19 protein-coding genes are annotated in these 22,475 nt (G+C 44.9%); 13 read left to right on the top strand and 6 right to left on the bottom strand.

Features of this window, described 5'->3' with window-relative positions:
* Positions 1 to 4 precede the first annotated feature (4 nt).
* The 7 genes from HMPREF9065_RS03910 (at position 5) to HMPREF9065_RS03940 (ending at position 5,590) form a co-directional block, all read left to right on the top strand.
* Positions 5 to 523, top strand: coding sequence for a PilN domain-containing protein (locus HMPREF9065_RS03910; RefSeq protein WP_021616284.1), 519 nt, complete (start codon positions 5 to 7; stop codon positions 521 to 523).
* Positions 520 to 1,053, top strand: a complete 534-nt coding sequence (locus HMPREF9065_RS03915; RefSeq protein WP_021616283.1) for a hypothetical protein — start codon at positions 520 to 522, stop codon at positions 1,051 to 1,053. Before HMPREF9065_RS03910 ends, HMPREF9065_RS03915 begins: the two co-directional genes overlap by 4 nt.
* Complete coding sequence (locus tag HMPREF9065_RS03920) at positions 1,053 to 1,448, top strand: pilus assembly protein PilP (protein WP_021616282.1); 396 nt, start codon at positions 1,053 to 1,055, stop codon at positions 1,446 to 1,448. Before HMPREF9065_RS03915 ends, HMPREF9065_RS03920 begins: the two co-directional genes overlap by 1 nt.
* A 9-nt stretch (positions 1,449 to 1,457) precedes the next feature.
* Complete coding sequence (locus tag HMPREF9065_RS03925; protein WP_051264481.1) at positions 1,458 to 2,864, top strand: type IV pilus secretin PilQ; 1,407 nt, start codon at positions 1,458 to 1,460, stop codon at positions 2,862 to 2,864.
* A gap of 222 nt (positions 2,865 to 3,086) precedes the next feature.
* Positions 3,087 to 3,614 (top strand): shikimate kinase AroK, encoded by a 528-nt coding sequence (gene aroK / locus HMPREF9065_RS03930; protein ID WP_005715891.1) that lies wholly within the window; start codon positions 3,087 to 3,089, stop codon positions 3,612 to 3,614.
* Positions 3,615 to 3,647: 33 nt separating this feature from the next.
* Positions 3,648 to 4,736, top strand: coding sequence for a 3-dehydroquinate synthase (aroB, locus tag HMPREF9065_RS03935; protein ID WP_021616280.1), 1,089 nt, complete (start codon positions 3,648 to 3,650; stop codon positions 4,734 to 4,736).
* Between the two features lie 5 nt (positions 4,737 to 4,741).
* Positions 4,742 to 5,590 (top strand): Dam family site-specific DNA-(adenine-N6)-methyltransferase, encoded by an 849-nt coding sequence (locus HMPREF9065_RS03940; protein WP_021616279.1) that lies wholly within the window; start codon positions 4,742 to 4,744, stop codon positions 5,588 to 5,590.
* A gap of 26 nt (positions 5,591 to 5,616) precedes the next feature.
* On the opposite strand, the gene selB is transcribed toward HMPREF9065_RS03940, so the two are convergent.
* A complete protein-coding gene (selB, locus tag HMPREF9065_RS03945) occupies positions 5,617 to 7,476 on the bottom strand; it encodes a selenocysteine-specific translation elongation factor (protein WP_021616278.1) in 1,860 nt (619 codons plus the stop codon).
* Positions 7,473 to 8,867, bottom strand: a complete 1,395-nt coding sequence (gene selA, locus HMPREF9065_RS03950) for an L-seryl-tRNA(Sec) selenium transferase (RefSeq protein ID WP_033002574.1) — start codon at positions 8,865 to 8,867, stop codon at positions 7,473 to 7,475. Before selA ends, selB begins: the two co-directional genes overlap by 4 nt.
* A gap of 151 nt (positions 8,868 to 9,018) precedes the next feature.
* On the opposite strand from selA, the gene proS reads away from it, so the two are divergent.
* Positions 9,019 to 10,734 (top strand): proline--tRNA ligase, encoded by a 1,716-nt coding sequence (gene proS / locus HMPREF9065_RS03955; RefSeq protein ID WP_021616276.1) that lies wholly within the window; start codon positions 9,019 to 9,021, stop codon positions 10,732 to 10,734.
* Positions 10,735 to 10,835: 101 nt separating this feature from the next.
* Here the strand turns inward: proS and HMPREF9065_RS03960 are convergent, their stop codons facing one another.
* Entirely contained in the window at positions 10,836 to 11,519 is a 684-nt protein-coding gene (locus HMPREF9065_RS03960) for a 2,3-diphosphoglycerate-dependent phosphoglycerate mutase (RefSeq protein ID WP_021616275.1), read from the bottom strand.
* A gap of 249 nt (positions 11,520 to 11,768) precedes the next feature.
* Between HMPREF9065_RS03960 and HMPREF9065_RS03965 the strand changes: the two genes are divergently transcribed.
* Complete coding sequence (locus HMPREF9065_RS03965; RefSeq protein ID WP_033002573.1) at positions 11,769 to 13,427, top strand: phospho-sugar mutase; 1,659 nt, start codon at positions 11,769 to 11,771, stop codon at positions 13,425 to 13,427.
* Positions 13,428 to 13,496: 69 nt separating this feature from the next.
* On the opposite strand, the gene HMPREF9065_RS03970 is transcribed toward HMPREF9065_RS03965, so the two are convergent.
* Positions 13,497 to 14,225 carry a 3-deoxy-D-manno-octulosonic acid kinase gene (locus tag HMPREF9065_RS03970; RefSeq protein ID WP_021616272.1) on the bottom strand — a complete coding sequence of 243 codons (729 nt, stop codon included), beginning with the start codon at positions 14,223 to 14,225 and terminating at the stop codon, positions 13,497 to 13,499.
* Between the two features lie 86 nt (positions 14,226 to 14,311).
* Here HMPREF9065_RS03970 and HMPREF9065_RS03975 point away from each other — a divergent pair, with 86 nt between their 5' ends.
* From HMPREF9065_RS03975 to eno, 3 genes are all read left to right on the top strand, one after another.
* Positions 14,312 to 15,355, top strand: a complete 1,044-nt coding sequence (locus tag HMPREF9065_RS03975) for a glycosyltransferase family 9 protein (protein ID WP_021616271.1) — start codon at positions 14,312 to 14,314, stop codon at positions 15,353 to 15,355.
* Between the two features lie 80 nt (positions 15,356 to 15,435).
* Complete coding sequence (gene thiE / locus HMPREF9065_RS03980) at positions 15,436 to 16,098, top strand: thiamine phosphate synthase (RefSeq protein ID WP_021616270.1); 663 nt, start codon at positions 15,436 to 15,438, stop codon at positions 16,096 to 16,098.
* A 200-nt stretch (positions 16,099 to 16,298) separates the two neighbouring features.
* Entirely contained in the window at positions 16,299 to 17,609 is a 1,311-nt protein-coding gene (eno, locus tag HMPREF9065_RS03985) for a phosphopyruvate hydratase (RefSeq protein WP_021616269.1), read from the top strand.
* A 176-nt stretch (positions 17,610 to 17,785) separates the two neighbouring features.
* On the opposite strand, the gene ileS is transcribed toward eno, so the two are convergent.
* Together ileS and ribF are read right to left on the bottom strand one after the other, a co-directional pair.
* Positions 17,786 to 20,608: an isoleucine--tRNA ligase gene (gene ileS, locus HMPREF9065_RS03990; RefSeq protein ID WP_021616268.1), complete on the bottom strand. Its 2,823-nt coding sequence runs from the start codon at positions 20,606 to 20,608 to the stop codon at positions 17,786 to 17,788.
* Between the two features lie 39 nt (positions 20,609 to 20,647).
* Positions 20,648 to 21,586, bottom strand: coding sequence for a bifunctional riboflavin kinase/FAD synthetase (gene ribF / locus HMPREF9065_RS03995; RefSeq protein ID WP_021616267.1), 939 nt, complete (start codon positions 21,584 to 21,586; stop codon positions 20,648 to 20,650).
* 168 nt (positions 21,587 to 21,754) lie between these two features.
* On the opposite strand from ribF, the gene lpcA reads away from it, so the two are divergent.
* The gene (lpcA, locus tag HMPREF9065_RS04000) at positions 21,755 to 22,333 is read left to right on the top strand and encodes a D-sedoheptulose 7-phosphate isomerase (protein ID WP_021616266.1); all 579 of its coding nucleotides are present in this window, start codon (positions 21,755 to 21,757) and stop codon (positions 22,331 to 22,333) included.
* Positions 22,334 to 22,475: the final 142 nt, after the last annotated feature.

The raw sequence follows: 22,475 nt of genomic DNA, 5'->3' as shown, positions 1-22,475 counted from the left end.
GGCGATGAAAAAAGACATTAATCTGTTGCCGTGGCGATTACAGCAACGCCGCCGACAAACCAAAGCCTTGGTGACGAAATGCGTGGCAGGTGCGGTGCTTTGTACGGCGATTAGCGTGGGGTTATACCGTGCTGCCGAACAGTACGCAAAACAGGCGGAAAAATTACAACATGAATACGTTGCATTGCAACGTGAGCTACAACTTACACAACAACACATTCAGCAGATCAGACATCATCAACGTCATGACCAAGAGACCCAAGCAATCACCAAAGAAACGTTTTTTTTATTGTTAAATCAATTAGCTGAGTTACCACTTACACAAGGAGAGCTATCCGCGTTGGCGCTTTCGGAGCATCATTTAACGCTTACCGGCCAAAGTGTTAGCCAAGAGGAGTTCGATCGTCTTAACCATTTTCTGACCGAACAAGCGTTATTTAGCGAAGTGAAACTCACGGAATTTAAACCGCAAGCGCAAGAAATGCGATTTCAGTTTGATCTCAAATTGCAGGTAACCCCATGAAATGGATAGATAAAATGGCGACGACAAACCTATTCAGCCATTGGTATCAGCTTGCTGCTTGGCAACAGACGGCCTTGTTATGTGCGCTGGGTGTTGCCTCACTTTCTTTGCCGGCACAACATTATTGGCAGCAATGGACACAATTAGCACAACTGACAGAACAACAGGAAATGCAACAGGCGACATTAGCGCATCAACAAAAAATTTTGGCAGCACTAAAAGAAAAAGCCGATAAGCATTTACTTACACCAAAATTAGCCGGCAAACTTGCAGCAATTAATCAGCAAATTCAACAGCTTGCCCAATCATTACACATTGAACATAGCCAGTGGGACTTTCATCAAACAGCGTTGTTAACACTGCACGTTCAAGGCTATTTTGATGAGTTAAGTGCATTTTTGACCGCACTTTTAACAGAAAATGCGGGCTTGGCGTTAGTAGAATGGCAGGTGCAAAAACGTACTGAATCGAATAATGACAGTGTCCTTTTTAGCGAACTGTTATTCCAATTCAATCCTGAGGAAAAATAATGGTAAGACAAATGTTATGGTTATTCATCAGCGTGATGATCAGCCACGCCGGTTTAGCGAAAGATCCCTTTGACAAAACTCGCCGGCAAAGTACGACGCAAGCCGCACCGGAAAAACAAAACAGCACGCCAAATTCAACCTGCCACACTGCACCTTCAACCATTTTCCCGCAAACGGCCTTTGAACAGATTCAAGTGATCGGCGTATTACAACATCACACCGATTGGCAAGTCATCTTGCTTGCTGACAATCAAGTCAGCCTTGCCCATCCCGGCGATTTGATTGCTGCCGAGCATATTCAAATTACTAAAATCGACAAACAACACATTGATTTTTTACGTTGGGACACTAGTGCGAACTGTGAGAAAACCACCCCTTTTCAAGTGAAATTTTAAGGAAGATTGATGAAATTAGTGCTTTCCCTCTGCCTAAAGTGCGGTCTGTTTTTCGGATGTTTTGTGAGTCTGGTGATGAGCTTTTCCGTGCATGCGGAACAACCTCGCGTGTTTTCGATTCGGTTGAAGCAAGCACCATTAGTGCCGACGTTGCAACAGCTGGCATTAGCACAAAACGTCAATTTAATTATTGACGATGAATTGCAAGGCACCCTTTCACTTCAACTGGATAACGTGGATTTGGATCAGCTCTTTCGGTCTGTTGCCAAAATCAAGCAGTTGGATTTGTGGCAAGAAAACGGTATTTATTATTTAAGCAAACTTGAGACCGCGGCCAAATTTGCCACCCAAATGGAAACGCCTTTTACGTTGCCTGCCGAGATGACGGAACAACCCACGCAACTCACCACCGCCACCATTAAATTGCATTTTGCAAAAGCCTCAGAAGTGATGAAATCGCTCACCGGCGGTAGTGGTTCGCTCCTTTCTCCCAACGGCAGTTTAAGTTTTGACGATCGCAGTAATTTATTGTTAATTCAAGATGAACCGAAAGCCATTGCGAATTTAAAAAAGATCATTAAAGAATTAGATAAGCCTATTGAACAAATCGCCATTGAAGCCCGAATTGTAACCATTAACGGTGAAAGCCTCAAAGAATTAGGGGTTCGTTGGGGAATTTTTAATCCAACAGAAAATGCGCATCACCTCAGTGGAAGTCTGGCTGGTAATGGTTTTGACAATATCACTCATCAATTAAACGTTAACTTGCCGACGGCGACCACGCCGGTCGGTTCTGTTGCGCTGCAAGTGGCGAAAATCAATGGGCGACTTTTAGACTTAGAATTGACCGCACTTGAGCGGGAAAACAATGTGGAGATTATCGCCAGTCCCCGTTTACTCACCACTAACAAAAAAAGTGCCAGCATTAAGCAAGGGACGGAATTGCCTTACATTATGGTGAATGAAAAAAGTGGGACACAAAGCGTAGAATTTCGCGAAGCCGTATTAGGCTTAGAAGTGACACCGCATATTTCACAGGATAAACAAATTTTGTTGGATTTAGTAGTCAGTCAAAATGCGCCGGGTGGACGTGTGTCATACGGCCTGGGTGAAGTGGTTTCCATTGATAAACAAGAAATTAATACACAAGTTTTCGCCAAGGACGGCGAAACCATCGTGTTAGGAGGTGTTTTTCATGATACCATCACCAAAGGCGTGGACAAAGTGCCTTTGTTGGGGGATATTCCGGGCATTAAGCGCTTATTTAGCAAAGAAAGTGAACGCCATCAAAAACGTGAGCTGGTGATTTTCGTCACACCGCATATTTTACGCCAAGGGGCATTTCCGGAAAGCCTAAAAAAATCATCGCAGGTAACGCCTCAGAATAAACGCAACGAACCGGCAAAAAAACGATAAATTCACTATGAACCTGTCATTTACATGGCGGTAAACGAAATAAATCGCTTGTTTAGGTTGAAAAGAATAGGGATTTATTGAGATAATCTTGGGCAATTTTGGGGTGATCTTTTCCACTTATTCAAAACTTTCACACGACCACATGAATCATCACTTGCGGTCGTTTCTTATTTTCTAAAAGATCACATTTTTTCCGATGACATAAATTTAAGATGAATAACAATGGCAGAAAAACGTAATATTTTCCTCGTGGGGCCTATGGGGGCAGGTAAAAGCACCATCGGTCGCCAACTTGCACAACTACTTAACATGGATTTTGTCGATACCGACGCAGAAATTGAAGAACGTGCCGGTGCCGACATCGGTTGGATTTTTGATGTTGAGGGCGAAGAAGGGTTCCGTAAAAGAGAAGAACGTCTCATTAATGAATTAACGCAACGTCAAGGTATCGTGTTATCAACCGGTGGCGGCGCTGTGTTATCAAAAGACAACCGCAATCATCTTTCCGCACGCGGTATCGTAGTTTATTTGGAAACTACCGTAGAGAAACAATATCAACGCACCCAACGAGATAAAAAACGTCCGCTATTGCAAGATGTTGACGATCCGCGCCAAGTGTTGGAAGACTTAGCTAAAGTGCGCAATCCGCTCTATGAAGAAGTGGCGGACATCACTCTACCAACTGACGAGCAAAGTGCCAAAGTCATGGCGACACAAATTATCGACCTGATTGACAACTACAACGGTTAGTACGAACGGTTAAATACTTCAAAGGCAAAGTAAATGTTGTGTGTAAATGTTGAATTAAAAGAAAGAAGCTACCCGATTTATATCGGTGCCGGATTACTCACGAATACCGATTGCTATCCGCTGCAATCCGGCAATAAAGTCATGATCGTGACCAATCCAACCGTTGCACAACATTATCTTTCCACCGTGACGGATACCTTAGAAAAAATCGGTTGTCTTGTTGAGCACGTGTTATTGCCAGACGGCGAACAATACAAAACCCTGGATTCTTTGAACCTGATTTTCACCGCACTTTTAAAAGCTAACCACGGACGGGATACCACGATCGTGGCATTAGGCGGCGGTGTCATCGGTGATGTAGCAGGCTATGCCGCAGCAAGCTATCAACGTGGCGTACGTTTTATTCAAATTCCGACGACGTTATTAGCCCAAGTGGATTCTTCCGTGGGCGGCAAAACGGCGGTAAACCATGAATTAGGCAAAAATATGATCGGCGCGTTTTATCAACCCACCGCCGTGATTGTCGATACACTCACTTTAAATACCTTACCAAAACGTGAAGTCAATGCAGGCTTAGCCGAAGTCATAAAATATGGGGCAATTTTAGACTTCCCCTTTTTCCAATGGCTAGAACAACACATTGATGACTTAGTCGCCCTTGACCAAAACGCATTACAACAATGTATTGCCCGTTGTTGTCAATTAAAAGCGGATATTGTAGCGCGCGATGAAACGGAAAAAGGCGATCGTGCGCTATTAAATCTTGGTCACACGTTCGGACACGCCATCGAAACCCATTTAGGTTACGGCAACTGGTTACACGGCGAAGCGGTATCCGCCGGCTGTATGATGGCTGCGGCGTTATCAGAAAAATTAGGCGATTTAACACCGCATGATGTCGCACGTTTAGAAAAACTTTTAACCCGCGCCAATTTACCAACGGTTTCACCGGATGGCATGACCGCACAAGATTACTTGCCGCTAATGATGCGTGATAAAAAAGTGCTCAATGGTAAATTGCGTTTGGTACTCCTCAAAGCCCTTGGACAGGCTTATGTGGTGACGGATATCCCACAAGAACAGGTGATTGAAGCCATCAATCGTTGTACGCAAGTTGACTAATCACCATGCCTAAACCCGCTAAACCCACAACAAAAACCAAAAGCCGCCCCTTTCTCAAATGGGCGGGCGGTAAATATCGTCTGACAGACGAAATCAACCGCTTATTACCAAAACGCAAACACTGTTTAGTCGAACCTTTTGTTGGCGCCGGTGCGGTATTTCTCAACAGCCATTTCGAACGCTACATTCTGGCAGACATCAACCCTGATTTAATCCACCTATTCAACATCGTCAAACAGGACGTTGAAGGCTACATCCAAGCGTGCAAACCGGTTTTCTTTCATCCCGATGCCAACACAGAAAGTTATTACTACAGCAAGCGTAAAGAATTTAATCAAAGTACCGATGTATTCCAACGTGCTGTGTTATTTCTGTATTTAAATCGTTTTGGCTTTAACGGCTTGTGTCGCTACAACGCCAAAAACGAATTTAATGTGCCTTTCGGCGCTTACAAAACCCATTATTTCCCGGAAGATGAACTCCGTTTTTTTGCTGCTAAAGCACAAAGTGCGATCTTTATTTGCGCCGATTTTCAACAAACCTTCCAAATGGCGGATGAAGACTGCGTCATTTACTGCGACCCACCCTATGCTCCCATTTCACAAAACAGCAATTTCACCAATTATTCCGGCAATGAATTTTCCATCGCCCACCAACGCGATCTTGCCAACCTTGCCAAAGACACCATAAAACAACGCAACATCCAAGTGGTAATTTCCAATCACGACACGGCATTTACCCGAGAAATCTACCAAGGTGCGAAAATCCGCCGCTTAAAAGTACAACGCTCCATCAGCCAAGCGCCGCATAAACGCGTCAAAGTAAGAGAGTTGATTGCAGTCTTTAACACCTAAAAATAACTTAAAAACTTACCGCACTTTTACAAATCAAACACGTCCGCATCGCGCAATACGTGAATATTGCCTTTGCGACGCAGGAAGCCACAGCGGTCGAAATATTCTACCAATTGCACGGTCATTTTACGTCCGAATTGTAGTGCATCACGTAATTCGTTCACCGATATACCTTCTTTTCCGGCGACAAGCTGTTTGATTAAACGGGCTGTGGCATAAATGTTCTCGGTTAGGAAGAAACGGTCTTTTACCACAGCGGTGAGATAGCCCAATTTACCGGCTTTGTAGAGGAAGTTGCGCATAGCGCTTTCTTCCTGTCCTAATAAGCCTGCAAGATCACGCACCCACAATGCTTGTCCGTTATGTTGCTCAAATTGTTCGAGAACTTGCTGCCATAATGCGCGTTCTTGTTCGTTAAATTGAATTTTATGATCAGCTGTGTGTAGCCAACCACGGGTTTGTTGTAGCTGATTTTCGGCTAATAATTCATCAATAAAATGATAAATCAGTTTTTCAGGCTGATTCAGTGCCGCAATGCGATACAAACGGGCTTTTCCTAAGCCGAGCTGGTCGGGATGTTGTTCGTGATATTGCGCAAGTGCGGTCAATAATTTCGACGTTTGTTGCGTGCGATAATCGGCATTAAAGCACCAACTTTGGAAGCGAATGTCACCATTTTTTTCAAGAATGTCGTTCAGTTGGGAGTCTGTCAGTTGTTCAATCCACATTAACTGTTCGGCTTCTACCGCATGGTTTTGCAGATAAAGTGCGGTACGTTTTTCGGCTGTTTCTGCTTGAATCAGTTGGCGCAAATAATCGAAACGGGCTTCTGTGCGCTTATGCCGTTTCGGTGAATGGATTTCAATCACTTTTGCGCCACCGAGTACGGCGGTCGAGTTGCTGTTGCGTAAGATAATTTTGTCACCATGTGCCAAAAACAACGGTTGTTCTAAAATCAGTTCTGCCAGCGCTTGTTGCTGAGGTGCGAGTTTGGGTTGTTGCAATAACGTCAACTTGCCCGTGGTGTGTGAGGCGGCGTGATAAATATGCACCGATTGGCTTTCGTTCAGTGGAATCTGGTTTTCGAGCCAAACGGTGACGCGATCTGTCGCTTTGGCAGGCGGTTGGGAGAACAACCAATCGCCGCGCTCAATTAACGTGCGGTCAAAATCCAGGTTAATATTTAATGCAAGGCGTTGCCCCGCCAAGCCTTCTGTACTTTGTTCGTTTTGTGCGTGGATATTTTTCACCCGCACTTTCTGCCCATTGCTTAAATACAATTCGTCATCAATGGTAACTTTGCCCGCAAATGCGGTGCCTGTCACCACGGTGCCGGCACCTTTAATGGTGAAAATACGGTCGATGGCATAACGGAACGGTTTTTCTGTCTCCGATAGTTCCGGCAACTGCGCCAAATAATCGCGTAGCGTTTCGATGCCCTGACCGGTGGTAGCAGACGTGACGAAGAATTTACTGTTTGCCAAGATGGCATAGTGTTGGCGTAGCTGTTGTTCTAATGCGTGAATTTGTTGCGCATCGGCGCGGTCGGCTTTGGTGATCACTACCATGATTTCCTGCAATTGCAACAAGCTCAAAATGTTTAAGTGCTCGATGGTTTGCGCTTGCACGCCTTCGTCTGCGGCAACGATAAGCATGGCGTAATGGATGCCGCCCAAGCCTGCCAACATATTGGCAAGAAAACGTTCGTGCCCCGGCACATCAATAAAGCCGAGGATTTGATCTTTTAGTGGCAAATAGGCGTAGCCCAAATCAATGGTCATGCCGCGTTTTTTTTCTTCCGGTAAATGTGCCGTATGCGTGCCGGTGAGGGCTTGTAATAGTGCGGTTTTGCCGTGGTCAACGTGTCCGGATGTGACAATAATCATAATGTCTCCAAGCTATCTAGAAGGCGATCAAGGCTCGCCAAACTGCGTAAATCTAACCAAATTTTATCCCGTTCAATGCGCCCGATAACCGGTTGCGGTAGCGCCAATAAACGGGCGAAAAGTGCGGTGATTTTTGTCGGCATTTTTTCTGTTGCCGGCGCAATGGTGACCGCGATTGACGGAATCCGTGCCAGCGGCTGAGAACCACTACCAACCTGCGCTTCGCTTGGTTCGATCGCAATAACGTAATCTGCATTTAAACGATTTTCCAACCGCACTTTCAGTTGTTCTGCTTGTGCTTGTAATTGGGCGATAGTCTGGGTGAGCAGATGAAGTGCGGTCAGTTTTTCGGTAATTTTTTCCGGTTGCAAATACAAACGTAAAGTGGCTTCCAGCCCGGCAAGGGTGACTTTGTCGCAACGTAGCACGCGTTTAAGCGGATGGGCTTGTAGCTGTTGAATCAATGCTTTTTTACCCACGATAATGCCCGCCTGTGGCCCGCCAAGCAGTTTGTCGCCGGAGAAGGAAATCAAATCCAGACCCTGTTGCAATTTTTCTTGTACCGTGGGTTCTTCCGGCAAGTCAAATTGTTTCAAATCAATTAACGCGCCGCTGCCTAAATCCGTGATGACCGGAATGCCAAATTCTTTGCCTAATTCTGCCAGTGCTTGTTCGTCAACAGAATGCGTGAAACCACAAATTTGGTAGTTACTGCTGTGAACTTTCATTAAAAAGGCGGTATTTTCGTTAATTGCGTTGCGATAATCTTTTAAATGGGTACGGTTGGTGGTGCCCACTTCCACCAGTTTACAACCCGCCTGTGCCATGATGTCGGGAATGCGGAAAGCACCGCCGATTTCAATCAATTCACCACGGGAGATGATCACCTCTTTCCCCTGCGCGAAAGTCGCCAATATCAGTAATACCGCTGCGGCGTTGTTGTTCACCACACAGGCCGCTTCGGCGCCTGTGAGTTGTTGCAGTAAGTCGCTGATGTAGTTGTCCCGATGGCTCCGCTCGCCAGCCGCTAAATCATATTCCAACGCGACATTGCCCTGCATAGCGTCTAGAGCCGCTTGTTGTGCCGCTGGTGACCACAACGCGCGTCCAAGATTGGTGTGTAATACCGTGCCGGTTAAATTATGTACGCTCTTAATGTTCACTTGTTGTTGTAACAATAATTGTTGGCGGATGTACTGAAAGGTCGCCTCATCGGTTTGCAAAAAGTGCGGTAGATTTTCATGGCGTTTTATATGTTCGCGCGCTTGTTGCAACATCTCGCGAGACACACTGACAGTGGCACTATGACCAAATTCTGCCACGAATTGTTCACCTTGCGGGGTTTTGAGTAATTTATCGACGGCGGGAAGGGCTTGATAAAGGGCTGACATGATAATTCCTTTTTTGGGAGTTAAATTGGCATTTTTAGCGGGGATTATAAGGCGTGAAACCTGATTTCTTCTTTGCTTTTGCGTGCGCATTAGATACACTAACGCCAATTTTTTCTCGTATTTTTAAATTCTTGGAATTATAGGTAATTCAATGCGTACAAGTAAATATTTATTATCCACCTTAAAAGAAACCCCGGCAGAAGCGGCGATTGTTAGCCATCAACTCATGTTGCGTGCGGGCATGATTCGCCCCCTAGCTTCCGGGCTTTATAACTGGATGCCAACCGGTTGGCGCGTGCTACAAAAAGTGGAAAACATCATTCGTGAAGAAATGAATAAAAGCGGTGCTATCGAGATTAAAATGCCTGTGGTGCAACCGGCAGAATTGTGGCAAGAGTCCGGTCGTTGGGATCAGTATGGCCCGGAATTATTGCGTTTCACCGACCGTGGCGAACGGAGTTTCGTGATCGGCCCGACCAATGAAGAAGCGATTACCGATTTAATGCGTCGTGAAGTGACTTCTTACCGTCAACTTCCCCTCAATTTATATCATATTCAAACCAAGTTCCGTGACGAAGTGCGTCCACGTTTCGGTGTGATGCGTAGCCGCGAATTTATCATGAAAGATGCTTATTCTTTCCACATGGATAAAGAAAGTTTGCAGCAAACCTATGAGGTGATGTACCAAACTTATAGCAATATTTTTACCCGCTTAGGGTTGGATTTCCGTGCCGTGCAAGCGGATACCGGTTCTATCGGTGGTAGTGCGTCTCATGAATTCCAAGTGTTGGCAAACAGCGGCGAAGATGATGTGATTTTCTCTACGGAATCTGATTATGCGGCCAACATCGAACTTGCTGAAGCCGTGGCTGTCGGCGAGCGTGCCGCACCAACTAAAGCGATGGAATTGGTGGATACACCGAATGCGAAAACCATTGCGGAGCTTGTCGCGCAATTTAATCAACCGATTGAGAAAACCGTTAAAACCTTGATTGTAAAAGGGGCCAGTGAAGAACAGCCGTTAGTGGCGTTAATCATTCGTGGCGATCACGAATTAAATGAAGTCAAAGCAGAAAAATTGGCAGAAGTGTCTTCCCCATTTGAATTTGCTGATGAAGCCGCCATTAAAGCCAAGATTGGCGCAGGCGTAGGTTCCCTTGGGCCGGTCAATTTAAATATTCCTGTGATCATTGATCGCAGCGTGGCGATCATGTCTGATTTCAGTGCCGGTGCCAACATTGACGGTAAGCATTATTTCAACATTAACTGGGAACGCGATGTGTCGTTGCCAAAAGTGGCGGATATTCGTAACGTGGTGGAAGGCGACCCAAGCCCGGATGGCAAAGGCACATTGTTAATTAAGCGTGGTATTGAAGTCGGCCATATCTTCCAATTGGGTGATAAATATTCCAACGCAATGAACGCGACAGTGCAAGGTGAAGACGGTCGTCCTACGGTAGTCACCATGGGCTGCTATGGTATTGGTGTGACCCGCGTTGTGGCAGCCGCCATTGAACAACATCATGATGAACGCGGTATTATTTGGCCGAGTGATGCGATGGCGCCGTTTACGGTAGCGATTGTGCCGATGAATATGCATAAATCAGAAAGCGTGCAAGCATTCGCTGAAGAGTTATACCGCACTTTATTGGCGCAAGGCGTGGAAGTGATTTTTGATGATCGTAAAGAGCGTCCTGGCGTGATGTTTGCGGATATGGAGCTTATCGGTGTGCCGCACATGGTCGTCATCGGTGAGAAAAACCTAGCGAACGGCGAAATCGAATACAAAAATCGTCGTAGCGGTGAGAAACAAATGATTGCGAAAGAGCAATTGATTGACTTCTTAAAAAGCCAAATTAAGGCGTAATCATAAAATAAAGCGGCTATGATAAACAACCGCACTTTTTATTATTCACCGCACTTTTGTGATGAAAGTGCGGTGATTTTTTATGGCAAATTTCGTGAAAATTATAAATAGAATTTTTCGACCACTTTTAGGTTATCGTCTAATTTATAAACTAATGGCTGACCGGTTGGGATTTCTAAATCCATGATATCCGCATCGGAAATGCCTTCAATGTGTTTTGCCAGTGCGCGCAAAGAGTTACCGTGCGCCACCACTAAAACGCGTTTGCCGCTTAATAATGCCGGTGCGATTTGGTCTTCCCAGAACGGAAGTACACGTTCTAGAGTCACTTTCAAGTTTTCACCATTCGGAATAACATCAGCCGGTAGGTTTGCGTAGCGACGATCATTGTGGGCAGAATTTGGGTCTTTCGGATCCAATAATGGTGGTAATGTGTCGTAAGAACGGCGCCAAATGTGAACTTGCTCATCACCGTATTTTTCCGCAGTGGCTTTTTTGTCTAAACCTTGTAGCTCACCGTAGTGGCGTTCGTTTAAACGCCAATTTTTCACTTGTGGAATCCATAATTGGTGAGATTCTTCCAACACGATATTACAGGTTTTGATTGCACGAGTTAAAACAGACGTGAAAGCAATATCGAATTCAAAATTGGCATCCAACAATTTTTTGCCTGCTGCTTTGGCTTCCTCTACGCCACGTTCGGTTAAATTCACATCACGCCAACCGGTAAATAAGTTTTTTGCATTCCATTCACTAAAACCGTGACGAATAAACACTAATTCCATGATAGATCTCCTAAGATTAATTAAAAAAGCTCACTCAGTTATAGCAAAAAAAGCCTTTCTGATAAAGAAAAAATGCCTTTATTTTCTGCCATGTTGTTTGGGGTTGGCGAAGACCTTGATCGTCTTTGGGGGAATTTATGAAATAGATCAAAATGTTGTAATTAATCGGAAATAAACGTTTTACTTTCAGTATTTTTTAGATAGTCTAACAGGTATTTTTAATATTTGATTTTCTAGAAGGAAAACATGATGACAACACTTTTCGAGATAGCACAAAATTGGTTAAACCAAGATCCGGACGCTGAAACGCACGCAGAATTAACCGCACTTTTAAGCGCGGCAAAAGGTGGCGATGCAAAATCCGAAGCTGAACTGGCTGCCCGTTTTGACGGACGTTTACAATTCGGTACTGCCGGTTTACGCGGTCGCCTGCAAGCCGGTTCCATGGGGATGAATCGTGTGTTGGTGGCACAAGCCGCCGGCGGGTTGGCTGAGTATTTAAAAGGGTATGACAAACAGCCTTCCATCGTGATTGGCTATGACGGCCGTAAAAACTCCGATGTATTTGCGCGCGATACCGCTGAAATCATGGCGGGCGCCGGCATTAAAGCCTATTTATTACCACGCAAATTACCAACCCCGGTGTTGGCTTATGCTATTCAATATTTTGATACTACCGCAGGCGTCATGGTGACAGCCAGCCACAACCCACCGGAAGATAACGGCTATAAAGTTTATTTGGGCAAAGCCAACGGTGGCGGACAAATTGTATCTCCGGCAGACAAAGACATTGCTACGTTAATTGATAAAGTCGCGGCAGGCAGTGTGAAAGATTTACCGCGCAGCCAAGATTACGTTGTGCTAGATGATACCGTGGTGGACGCTTATATTGCCAAAACTGCCGCACTTGCGAAAGAACCGCAAACCGACATTAACTATGTTTACACCGCCATGCACGGCGTGGGCTATGAAGTGTTGAGCAAAACGTTGACAAAAGCAGGCTTACCACAACCGCACATCGTTGCTGAACAAGTCTGGCCGGACGGCACTTTCCCAACCGTGAACTTCCCTAACCCGGAAGAAAAAGGCGCGTTAGATTTAGCGATTCAAGTGGCAAAAGCAAACAATGCCGAATTTATTATTGCCAATGACCCGGATGCTGACCGTTTAGCGGTGGCAGTGCCGGATGCTGAAGGCAACTGGAAACCATTGCACGGCAATGTGGTAGGTTGTTTCTTGGGTTGGTATTTGGCGAAACAATATCAAGCACAAGGTAAAAAAGGCGTATTGGCTTGTTCTCTTGTGTCCTCGCCTGCCTTGGCAGAGATTGCGAAACGTTATGGTTTTGAATCCCAAGAAACCCTTACCGGCTTCAAATATATCGGTAAAGTCCAAGGCTTGTTATTCGGTTTTGAAGAAGCGTTGGGTTATTTGGTGGATCCGGACAAAGTACGTGATAAAGACGGTATTTCAGCCGCTATCGTGTTCTTGGATTTAGTGCGTAGCTTGAAGAAACAAGGCAAAACCTTGGCAGATTATGCAGAGGAATTCACCAAAGAATTTGGTGCTTATGTGAGCGGACAAATTTCTATTCGTGTGAGTGATTTGTCTGAAATCGGCAAATTAATGACCGCACTTCGTAACAACCCGCCAAGCCAAATCGGTGGTTTCAATGTGGCACAATTTATCGACCACACCAAAACCGACCGTCAAAGCGACATTTTGGTCTTCGTCTTGGAAAACGGCAGCCGCCTGATTGCGCGTCCGTCCGGTACTGAACCGAAAATCAAGTTCTATCTTGATGCGCGTGGCACAGATCCGAAAAATGCCGATCATGTGTTGGCAGAGTTTGATGCAGCCGTCCGTGCCATTTTACGTCAAGAGGCGTATGGTAAGCAGGATTGCTAATTAAGCTCGACAGTTGAAATAAAAAACGGTAGGTCAATGTACCTACCGTTTTTGTTGCCAATTCAGTGATTATTTTTGTGAATAACCTTCCATTAAGTGCTGCCAATGTTGCCCGTCAAATTGAATGTGCATACGTTCTACTTCTTTGTTAAAGGAACGTTGTAATCGTTGCAAATTGCCTTCCTTCCAAAAACTTCCCGATTTTTCACCGCACTTATCAAAATCAATGAGCCAAAATTTTGTCCCGCCTTCTATTTGTTGGCACAGAATGTTGTGTGCGTTGAGATCGGTGTGACAAATTTGTAAATCGTGTAATTGACGGATTAATCCGCCGATTTGTCGCCATTGGTCGGCGGTAAGACGTTGTGTCTGCAAAAGTGCGGTCAGATCTTGGGCATTTTCGATTTTTTCGCTCAGCAAATCAGCTTGATAACAGACTCCCAAGTTGCCTTTACGAACCCGTGCCCCAATGGGTTTTGGCACCGGTAGTCCCGCCTGATGTAATTGATTTAACAGGTTAAATTCAGCAATGCTACGAGTATTTTGTAGCTGCTGAAAAAGGTAACGATCCTTGTTGAACTTGCCCCATAAGCCACCACGGTAATAATGACGCAGCGCGGTGTTTACACCGAAGCGATCTGCCGAGTGTAAAAACCATGTGGTGCCGCGCCCTTGTGCCGATCCTAAAATGCGGTTTTGTCGGCGCCAAAAATCGGCGTTAAAAAAGTCTTCCTGATGGGGTTCCGGGTGTTCAAAATTAAACAGAAAAAAGTCGTTTTTCAGTTGATATTCAAGCATTTTGCGACCTTGAAAATGAGATAGCGGATGGGCGCATTCTACTTTAAAATAACGCAATTCCCAAATTCAACATCAACGAGAGATCTATGCCGCTTTTCACCCAACCTCCGCAATCCCTTTGTATTTTACGTTTGTCCGCCATTGGCGATGTTTGTCATGCGTTGGCGGCGGTGCAACAGATTCAGCGTTATTGGCCAAGCACCCACATAACATGGGTTATCGGAAAAGCGGAAGCGCAGTTGTTTCGTCATGTGTCGGGGGTGGAGTTTGTGGTGTATGACAAAAAAAGCGGTTGGCGTGGGTTGTGTCAGTTGTGGCGACAGTTGAAAGATCGTCGATTTGATGCGTTGTTAAATATGCAAACGGCATTTCGTGCGTCAATTTTATCCCTGGGGATTAAGGCGAAATATCGTATCGGTTTCGGTAAACAACGGGCGCGGGAAGGGCAGTGGTTGTTTACCCATCGCAAGATTCAAGATCCGACCAATCCTCATGTGTTAGACGGCTTTATGGCGTTTGTGGACTATTTGGGTGTGCCTTGCACAGAACCGCAATGGGATTTACCGGTAGCGGAGGAGGATTTGATCACGGCGCGCCAATACATTGATCCAACCCGTAAGAATTTGCTGATTTCCCCTTGTTCCAGTAAGCCCGAAAAAGACTGGTTAGTAGAACGTTATGCGGAAGTAGCCAATATTGCCCACCAACATAATGTGAACGTGATTTTGTGCAGTTCACCCGCGTCGCGTGAACTGGCGATGATTGAGCAAATTCAGGGCTTATGTCACTTTGCGCCAACCAATGCCGCAGGCAAGTTAACGCTTCCACAGCTTGCAGCATTAATCCGGCAGGTGGATTTGGTGCTTTCACCGGATTCCGGCCCGGCGCATATTGCAACGACGCAAGGCACGCCGGTTATCGGTTTATATGCTTACCACAACCCGTTGCGTACGGGCCCTTATCGCAATCTTGCCAATGTGGTGTCGGTGTATGAAAAAAATGTGCAAAAGGAATTTGGCAAACCGTCTGCGCAGTTGCCTTGGGCAACGAAGTTAAAGGGAAAACATTTGATGGCGCAAATTGAGGTAGCGCAGGTGGTGGAACAGATGAAAAAGTGCGGTTTGTTTTAAAAGAGAAAAACGCCTCAATGTCTGACCGCACTTGCACTGTTGTTGCTATTTCATTCATGTCAACTTAATTGGAGTTTGCTATGGCCGTATCGTTATCTCATTTATCCGAAATCATCCCACCCAAAACCCCTTTTGCGCCCACCGAATTTAAGTTGGGCTTGTATGTCATCGTGGACAGTTACGAATGGATTGAACGACTCATTCATGCAGGAGTGAAAACTTTACAAATTCGCATTAAAGATCGTTCTGCGGAACAAGCAGAAGAGGAAATCGCCCGCTGCATTGCCTTAGCAAAACAACATCAAGTGCGGTTATTTGTAGATGATTTTTGGCAGTTGGCAATTAAGTATCAGGCTTACGGCGTCCATCTTGGGCAAGAGGATCTACTTACCGCCGATTTAAACGCCATCCAACAAGCGGGGCTACGTCTTGGTGTTTCCACCCACAATCAAGAAGAAATCGATCTGGTGTTACCGTTGCGCCCTTCCTATGTTGCCCTCGGGCATATTTTCCCGACGCAAACCAAAGAGATACCTTCCGCCCCTCAAGGCATTGCCAATTTAGCCGTACAGGTGAAAAACCTAGGCAAGATGCCGACCGTCGCCATCGGCGGTATTAATGCCTCACATTTCCCCGATATTTTAGCCACCGGGGTGGGCAGCATTGCCGTGATTTCCGCCGTAACCAAGGCGCAAGACTGGCAAAGTGCGGTGAAAAACTTACTGCAATATTTTGCCGAATAACAGGCTATTTCGTTTAAATTCATGGCGCACTATCTCGAAAAATTTATCTTAAAATTGAACCGCACTTAAGTTGGCGGAAAACATGGCGTAAAATCAATTTGTCTGTAGTTTTTGCAAGACAAAAGAACAAAATAGCTTTATGATACCGACATTTTTAGAGCAAACTAACCCGTTTTAATTAACTTAATGAGGAAAATAAAATGGCAAAAATCGTTAAAGTCATTGGTCGCGAAATTATCGACTCTCGTGGTAACCCAACAGTGGAAGCCGAAGTGCATTTAGAAGGCGGATTCGTCGGTCTTGCAGCGGCGCCATCAGGTGCATCGACCGGTTCTCGCGAAGCCTTAGAATTACGTGACGGCGACAAATCCCGTTTCTTAGGTAAAGGCGTATTAAAAGCGGTTGCCGCAGTAAACGGCCCGATTGCTGAAGCCATTCTTGGTAAAGAGGCGTCTAATCAAGCGGAAATCGACCAAATCATGATCGATTTAGACGGCACGGAGAACAAATCTAACTTCGGTGCAAACGCCATCTTAGCGGTATCCTTAGCAAACGCAAAAGCAGCCGCAGCGTCTAAAGGTTTACCACTTTACGCTTACATCGCAGAACTTAACGGCACGCCAGGCGTTTACGCTATGCCATTACCAATGATGAACATCATCAACGGTGGTGAACACGCCGACAACAACGTGGATATCCAAGAGTTTATGATTCAACCGGTTGGTGCGAAAACATTACGTGAAGCACTTCGTATCGGTGCAGAAGTGTTCCACAACCTTGCGAAAGTATTAAAATCTAAAGGCATGAGCACAGCGGTTGGTGATGAAGGTGGCTTCGCACCAAACTTAGCCTCTAACGCTGACGCGTTAGCCTGTATCAAAGAAGCGGTAGAAAAAGCAGGTTATGTATTAGGTAAAGACGTGACTTTAGCCATGGACTGCGCATCTTCTGAGTTCTATAACAAAGAAACCGGCAAATACGAAATGAAAGGCGAAGGTCGTTCATTCACTTCTCAAGAGTTCACGCACTATCTTGAAGAATTAACTAAACAATACCCAATCGTGTCTATCGAAGACGGTCAAGATGAATCTGACTGGGAAGGCTTCGCATACCAAACTAAAGTGTTAGGCGACCGCGTTCAATTAGTGGGCGACGACCTATTCGTAACCAACACCAAAATCTTAAAAGAAGGTATCGAAAAAGGTATCGCAAACTCCATCTTAATCAAATTCAACCAAATCGGTTCTTTAACCGAAACCTTGGCTGCAATTAAAATGGCAAAAGATGCGGGTTATACCGCTGTGATCTCTCACCGTTCAGGTGAAACCGAAGATGCGACTATCGCTGACTTAGCAGTGGGTACCGCAGCAGGTCAAATCAAAACCGGTTCTATGAGCCGTTCTGACCGTATTGCGAAATACAACCAATTAATCCGTATCGAAGAAGCATTAGAACGCGCTGGCACACCGGCACCGTTCTTAGGTTTAAAAGCGGTTAAAGGTCAAGCTTAATTGCGGATAAAAATAGGCGTAAAAGCCACCGCTCTTTAATGTTTCAAGCTGAGTTCGACTAAAATTGAACTCAGCTTTTTTATGCGACTAAAAAAGGATAAGCCTATCGACTTATCCTTTCTTCATTTTGACTGGCGCATTGACCGAGGTAAATCGGCCAATGCGGAAAGAGCGCCTTAAGCGAAACGTCTCACTTCGCCGTTGCCTGCAACGTTTTCTACGCAACGCGGGCAAAGTGTCGGATGTTCAGGGTTCACGCCGATTTTATCGGAATAATGCCAGCAGCGCGGGCATTTTTCGCCTTGAGAACGGGCAACGCTTACTGCAATCCCCTCTAGCTCGCCAACAGCCACATCTGCCGGTTTATCTGCTAATGCTTTCACTTCTGCTTTTGACGTAATCAACACGAAACGTAATTCATCGCCTAATTGCTCCAACAAGGCACGATATTCATCGTTAGCGTAAACCGTCACTTCTGCTTCCAAACCGCCACCGATCACTTTGTCGTTACGGGCGATTTCTAACACGCGATTTACTTCAGAACGAACTTTGATCAGTTGTTGCCAGTAAGCATCGTCTAATTTTTCATTCTCGCCTAAACCAAATAAGCCTTCGTAGAATTCTTCAGTGAAGACGAATTCTGCACGTGCGGTCGCAGTTTGTGGCAAATAACCCCACACTTCATCTGCGGTGAAGGAAAGGATTGGTGCCATCCAACGTACCAACGCTTCGGCAATGTGCCATAAGGCGGTTTGGCAACTACGACGGGCAAGGCTGTCCGCTTTGGTGGTGTATTGACGGTCTTTGATAATATCAAGGTAGAACGAGCCCATTTCCACAGAACAGAAACGCATTAAGCGTTGCACTACGGCGTGGAATTGATAGTTATCATAAGCATCTTTAATTTCTTTTTGTGCATCTAACGCACAAGCAACCGCCCAACGATCCAAACTCATCATTTCTTCCGGTTTAACCGCATCACGTTGCGGATCAAAACCGTTTAAGTTCGCTAACAAGAAACGTGCCGTGTTACGAATACGACGATAGCTGTCTGCCGCACGTTTTAAGATTTCATCGGAAACGGTCATTTCACCGGTATAGTCGGTAGATGCCACCCATAAACGTAAAATGTCGCCACCGAATTTGTCCATCACTTCTTGTGGCGTCACGATGTTGCCGATGGATTTTGACATCTTACGGCCTTGACCATCCACGGTGAAGCCATGGGTTAATACTTGTTTATATGGTGCTTTGCTGTCTGTTGCGGTAGAAAGCATTAAAGAAGACATAAACCAACCACGGTGTTGGTCGGAACCTTCCAAATACATATCGATATCTTGACCGTTAAATTCCGGACGATTCGCCACAACAGAAGAATAGGTTGATCCTGAGTCAAACCATACGTCAAGGGTATCAGGCACTTTGCGATAGGTTTCCGCATCTGCACCTAATAATTCTTTTTCGTCTAAATCCCACCATGCTTGAATACCGGCTTTCTCTACACGTTTAGCCACTTCTTCAAGTAACTCTAAGGTACGCGGATGAAGCTCTTCGGTTTCTTTGTGCACGAATAAGGTCATTGGCACACCCCAAGTACGTTGACGGGAAATACACCAGTCAGGACGATTTTCCACCATTTTTTCGATACGAGCTTGACCCCAATCCGGAATCCAACGTACACCTTTGATTTCGCCTAAGGCTTGTTGGCGTAAGCCTTTTGTTTCCATACCGATAAACCATTGTGGTGTCGCACGGAAAATAATTGGGGTTTTGTGACGCCAGCAGTGTGGGTAGCTGTGTTTGATTTTTTCCACTTTTAATAAGTTGCCCACTTCTTGTAATTTTTCAACAACCAATGGATTGGCTTCAAATACACCTTTGCCTGCGAAGAATTCAGTGGTCGAAATAAACTTCCCGTCATTAGATACAAGCCCCGCCATTGGTAAATTATATTTTTGTCCAACAATAAAGTCGTCTAAACCGTGGTCTGGTGCGGTGTGAACTAAACCTGTACCGCCATCAGTGGTCACGTGATCACCTAAAATTACTGGTACAGTGAAATCATAGAACGGATGGTTAAAGCGTGCTAACTCAAGCGCTTGACCTTTTACTGCCCCTAAAATTTCAACTTGTTCTACACCCACGGCTTTCGCTACGGATTCAACTAATTCAGCAGCTAAAATCACACGCTCATCGCCAAGTTGTACTAAGTTGTATTCTAAGTCTGCATTTACCGCAATCGCACGGTTAGAGGGCATTGTCCAAGGCGTTGTTGTCCAAATGACTGCAGATAATTTGCCATGGCCTTTGCCTACTGCGTTAAATTTCTCTTCAATTTCTACCGCACTTACCGCCGGGAAACGAACATAAATGGATGGAGAAACTTTGTCTTCGTATTCCACTTCCGCTTCAGCCAAAGAAGAACCGCAATCCAAACACCAGTGCACCGGTTTGGAGCCTTTGTATAAGTGGCCGTTAGCAATCACTTTACCGAGTGTACGGATGATGTTTGCTTCGGTGTTGAAGTTCATCGTTAAATAAGGGTTATCCCAATCGCCCAACACACCTAAACGGATAAAATCTTTTTTCTGTCCTTCTACTTGTTCTGCGGCATATTCACGACATTTTTGGCGGAATTCAGCCGCAGAAATTTTCTCATTCGGTTTGCCCACTAAGCCTTCTACTTTTAATTCAATCGGCAAACCGTGACAGTCCCAACCCGGAATATAAGGAGAGTCAAAACCTAACGCGGTTTTGGATTTCACGATAATATCTTTCAGAATTTTATTCACGGCATGGCCGATATGAATGTTGCCGTTCGCATACGGAGGGCCATCATGCAAAATAAAGGATTTTTTGCCTTTTGAAGTTTCACGAATTTTTTGATAGAGATTTTTCTCATACCAGTTTTTCAACATCACAGGCTCGCGCTTGGCTAAATCGCCACGCATTGGAAAGCCCGTTTCAGGGAGGTTAAGGGTATTTTTATAATCAGTCATTTTATATTCCAGTGTTATGTAAAAATTAAAATTTGTGTTCTATAAAGTGCGGTCGGTTTTAAAGATGTTTTTCGCCGTTTCTACATCCTTCGCAATTTGTGCTTTTAAATCGTCAAAAGAGGGAAATTTCATTTCATTGCGGATTTTATGACAGAGTTCGACATCCAACCATTGGCCATAAAGATCGCCTTGAAAATCAAATAAATGCGCTTCTAATAATTGATTCACACCGTTGATGGTCGGACGGGTGCCGATATTCGCGACCCCATTAAAAAACGCGCCGGATTTTAACCGCACTTTGACGGCATACACGCCTTTGACCGGATTCACCTGACGATGCAAGCGAATATTCGCAGTCGGAAAGCCGATGGTGCGACCAAGCTGATTGCCATGAATCACGCGACCTAAAATACGATAAGGACGTCCAAGTAATTTTTCCGCCAATGTTAAATCGTCATACGCTAACGCTTCGCGTATCGCTGTGCTACTAATTCTCAATTCATCTAAGCAAAAGCTTCGACTGTCTTCTACAGTAAAACCAAACTTTTCCCCAGCTTGTTGCAACAGCGCAAAATTACCTTGGCGTTTGGCACCGAATTTAAAATCATCACCAATGCTTAAAAATTTCACGTTTAATTTGCGTACCAGCCAATCTTCAATAAATTGCTGCGCCGGTAAATCGGCAAAAGTGCGGTCGAATTTTGCGATGATAACCACATCCACACCGGCTTGTTTAAGATAATACAATTTATCGCGTAAACGCATAAGGCGAGCAGGGGCTTTGTCACCTAGAAAAAATTCTCGCGGTTGCGGTTCGAATAACATCACCGCCATGGGCAAATTCAGTTCGTCGGCTTTTTGGCGTAAATGGCGCAAAATCGCTTGATGGCCTAAATGTACCCCGTCAAAATTGCCGATAGTCAAAACACAACTCGACAAACATTGCGATACCTTAGAGAGCCCACGAATTAATTGCATGATATTGCCTGTAAAAAATTAAGATCAATTTTTTCATTATAACGACAAATGCCCACTTCGGAAAGCAAATCATAGACGGCTACATTGAACCCTAAAAAGGAGGTTGTTATTGAGCAATAGGCTAAATTTGATTACAATTCGTTAATTTTTTTATATCAGGAGGACGGGATGTATTTTGACCAAATTAAAGCTGAATTAGACGAGGCGGCAACCGTATTAAACGCGTTTTTATCAGATGAAAAAAATATTCAGGCGGTGCAACAGGCGGCATTATTAATTGCCGATCGGTTTAAACAGGGCGGAAAGGTACTTTCTTGTGGTAACGGTGGTTCTCATTGTGACGCCATGCATTTTGCTGAAGAGCTCACCGGACGTTACCGCGCAAATCGCCCGGGATATCCTGCCATTGCCATTTCGGATGTCAGCCACTTAAGTTGTGTAGGTAACGATTTTGGTTATGAATATGTGTTTTCCCGTTATATTGAGGCAGTCGGTCAACAAGGCGATGTGTTATTTGCACTTTCAACTTCGGGCAATTCCGTGAATATTTTAAATGCCATTCAGGTTGCCAAAGAAAAAGGCATGAAGGTGATTGTGCTAACCGGCAAAGACGGCGGAAAAATGGCGGGCTTAGCCGATGTGGAAGTTCGCGTGCCGCATTTTGGTTATGCCGATCGGATTCAAGAAGTGCATATTAAAGTGATTCATATTTTGATTATGTTGATTGAATTTGAAATGAAAAAATAGATGTCATTAAAATTATCTGCGTAACTCAAGGGGTAAAACTTCATTTATTCAGGCGTAGATATTTATGAATCAGACTTAAAAAAAGAAGATGGTTTCCAAACCATCTTCTTTTTTATTATAGCCAGCCAAAGTCTGGCTATAA

Source organism: Aggregatibacter sp. oral taxon 458 str. W10330 (genome assembly GCF_000466335.1).
Lineage (GTDB): Bacteria > Pseudomonadota > Gammaproteobacteria > Enterobacterales > Pasteurellaceae > Aggregatibacter.
The sequence above is the reverse complement of the archived record's forward strand: the minus strand, read 5'-3'. Positions and strand labels throughout refer to the sequence as shown.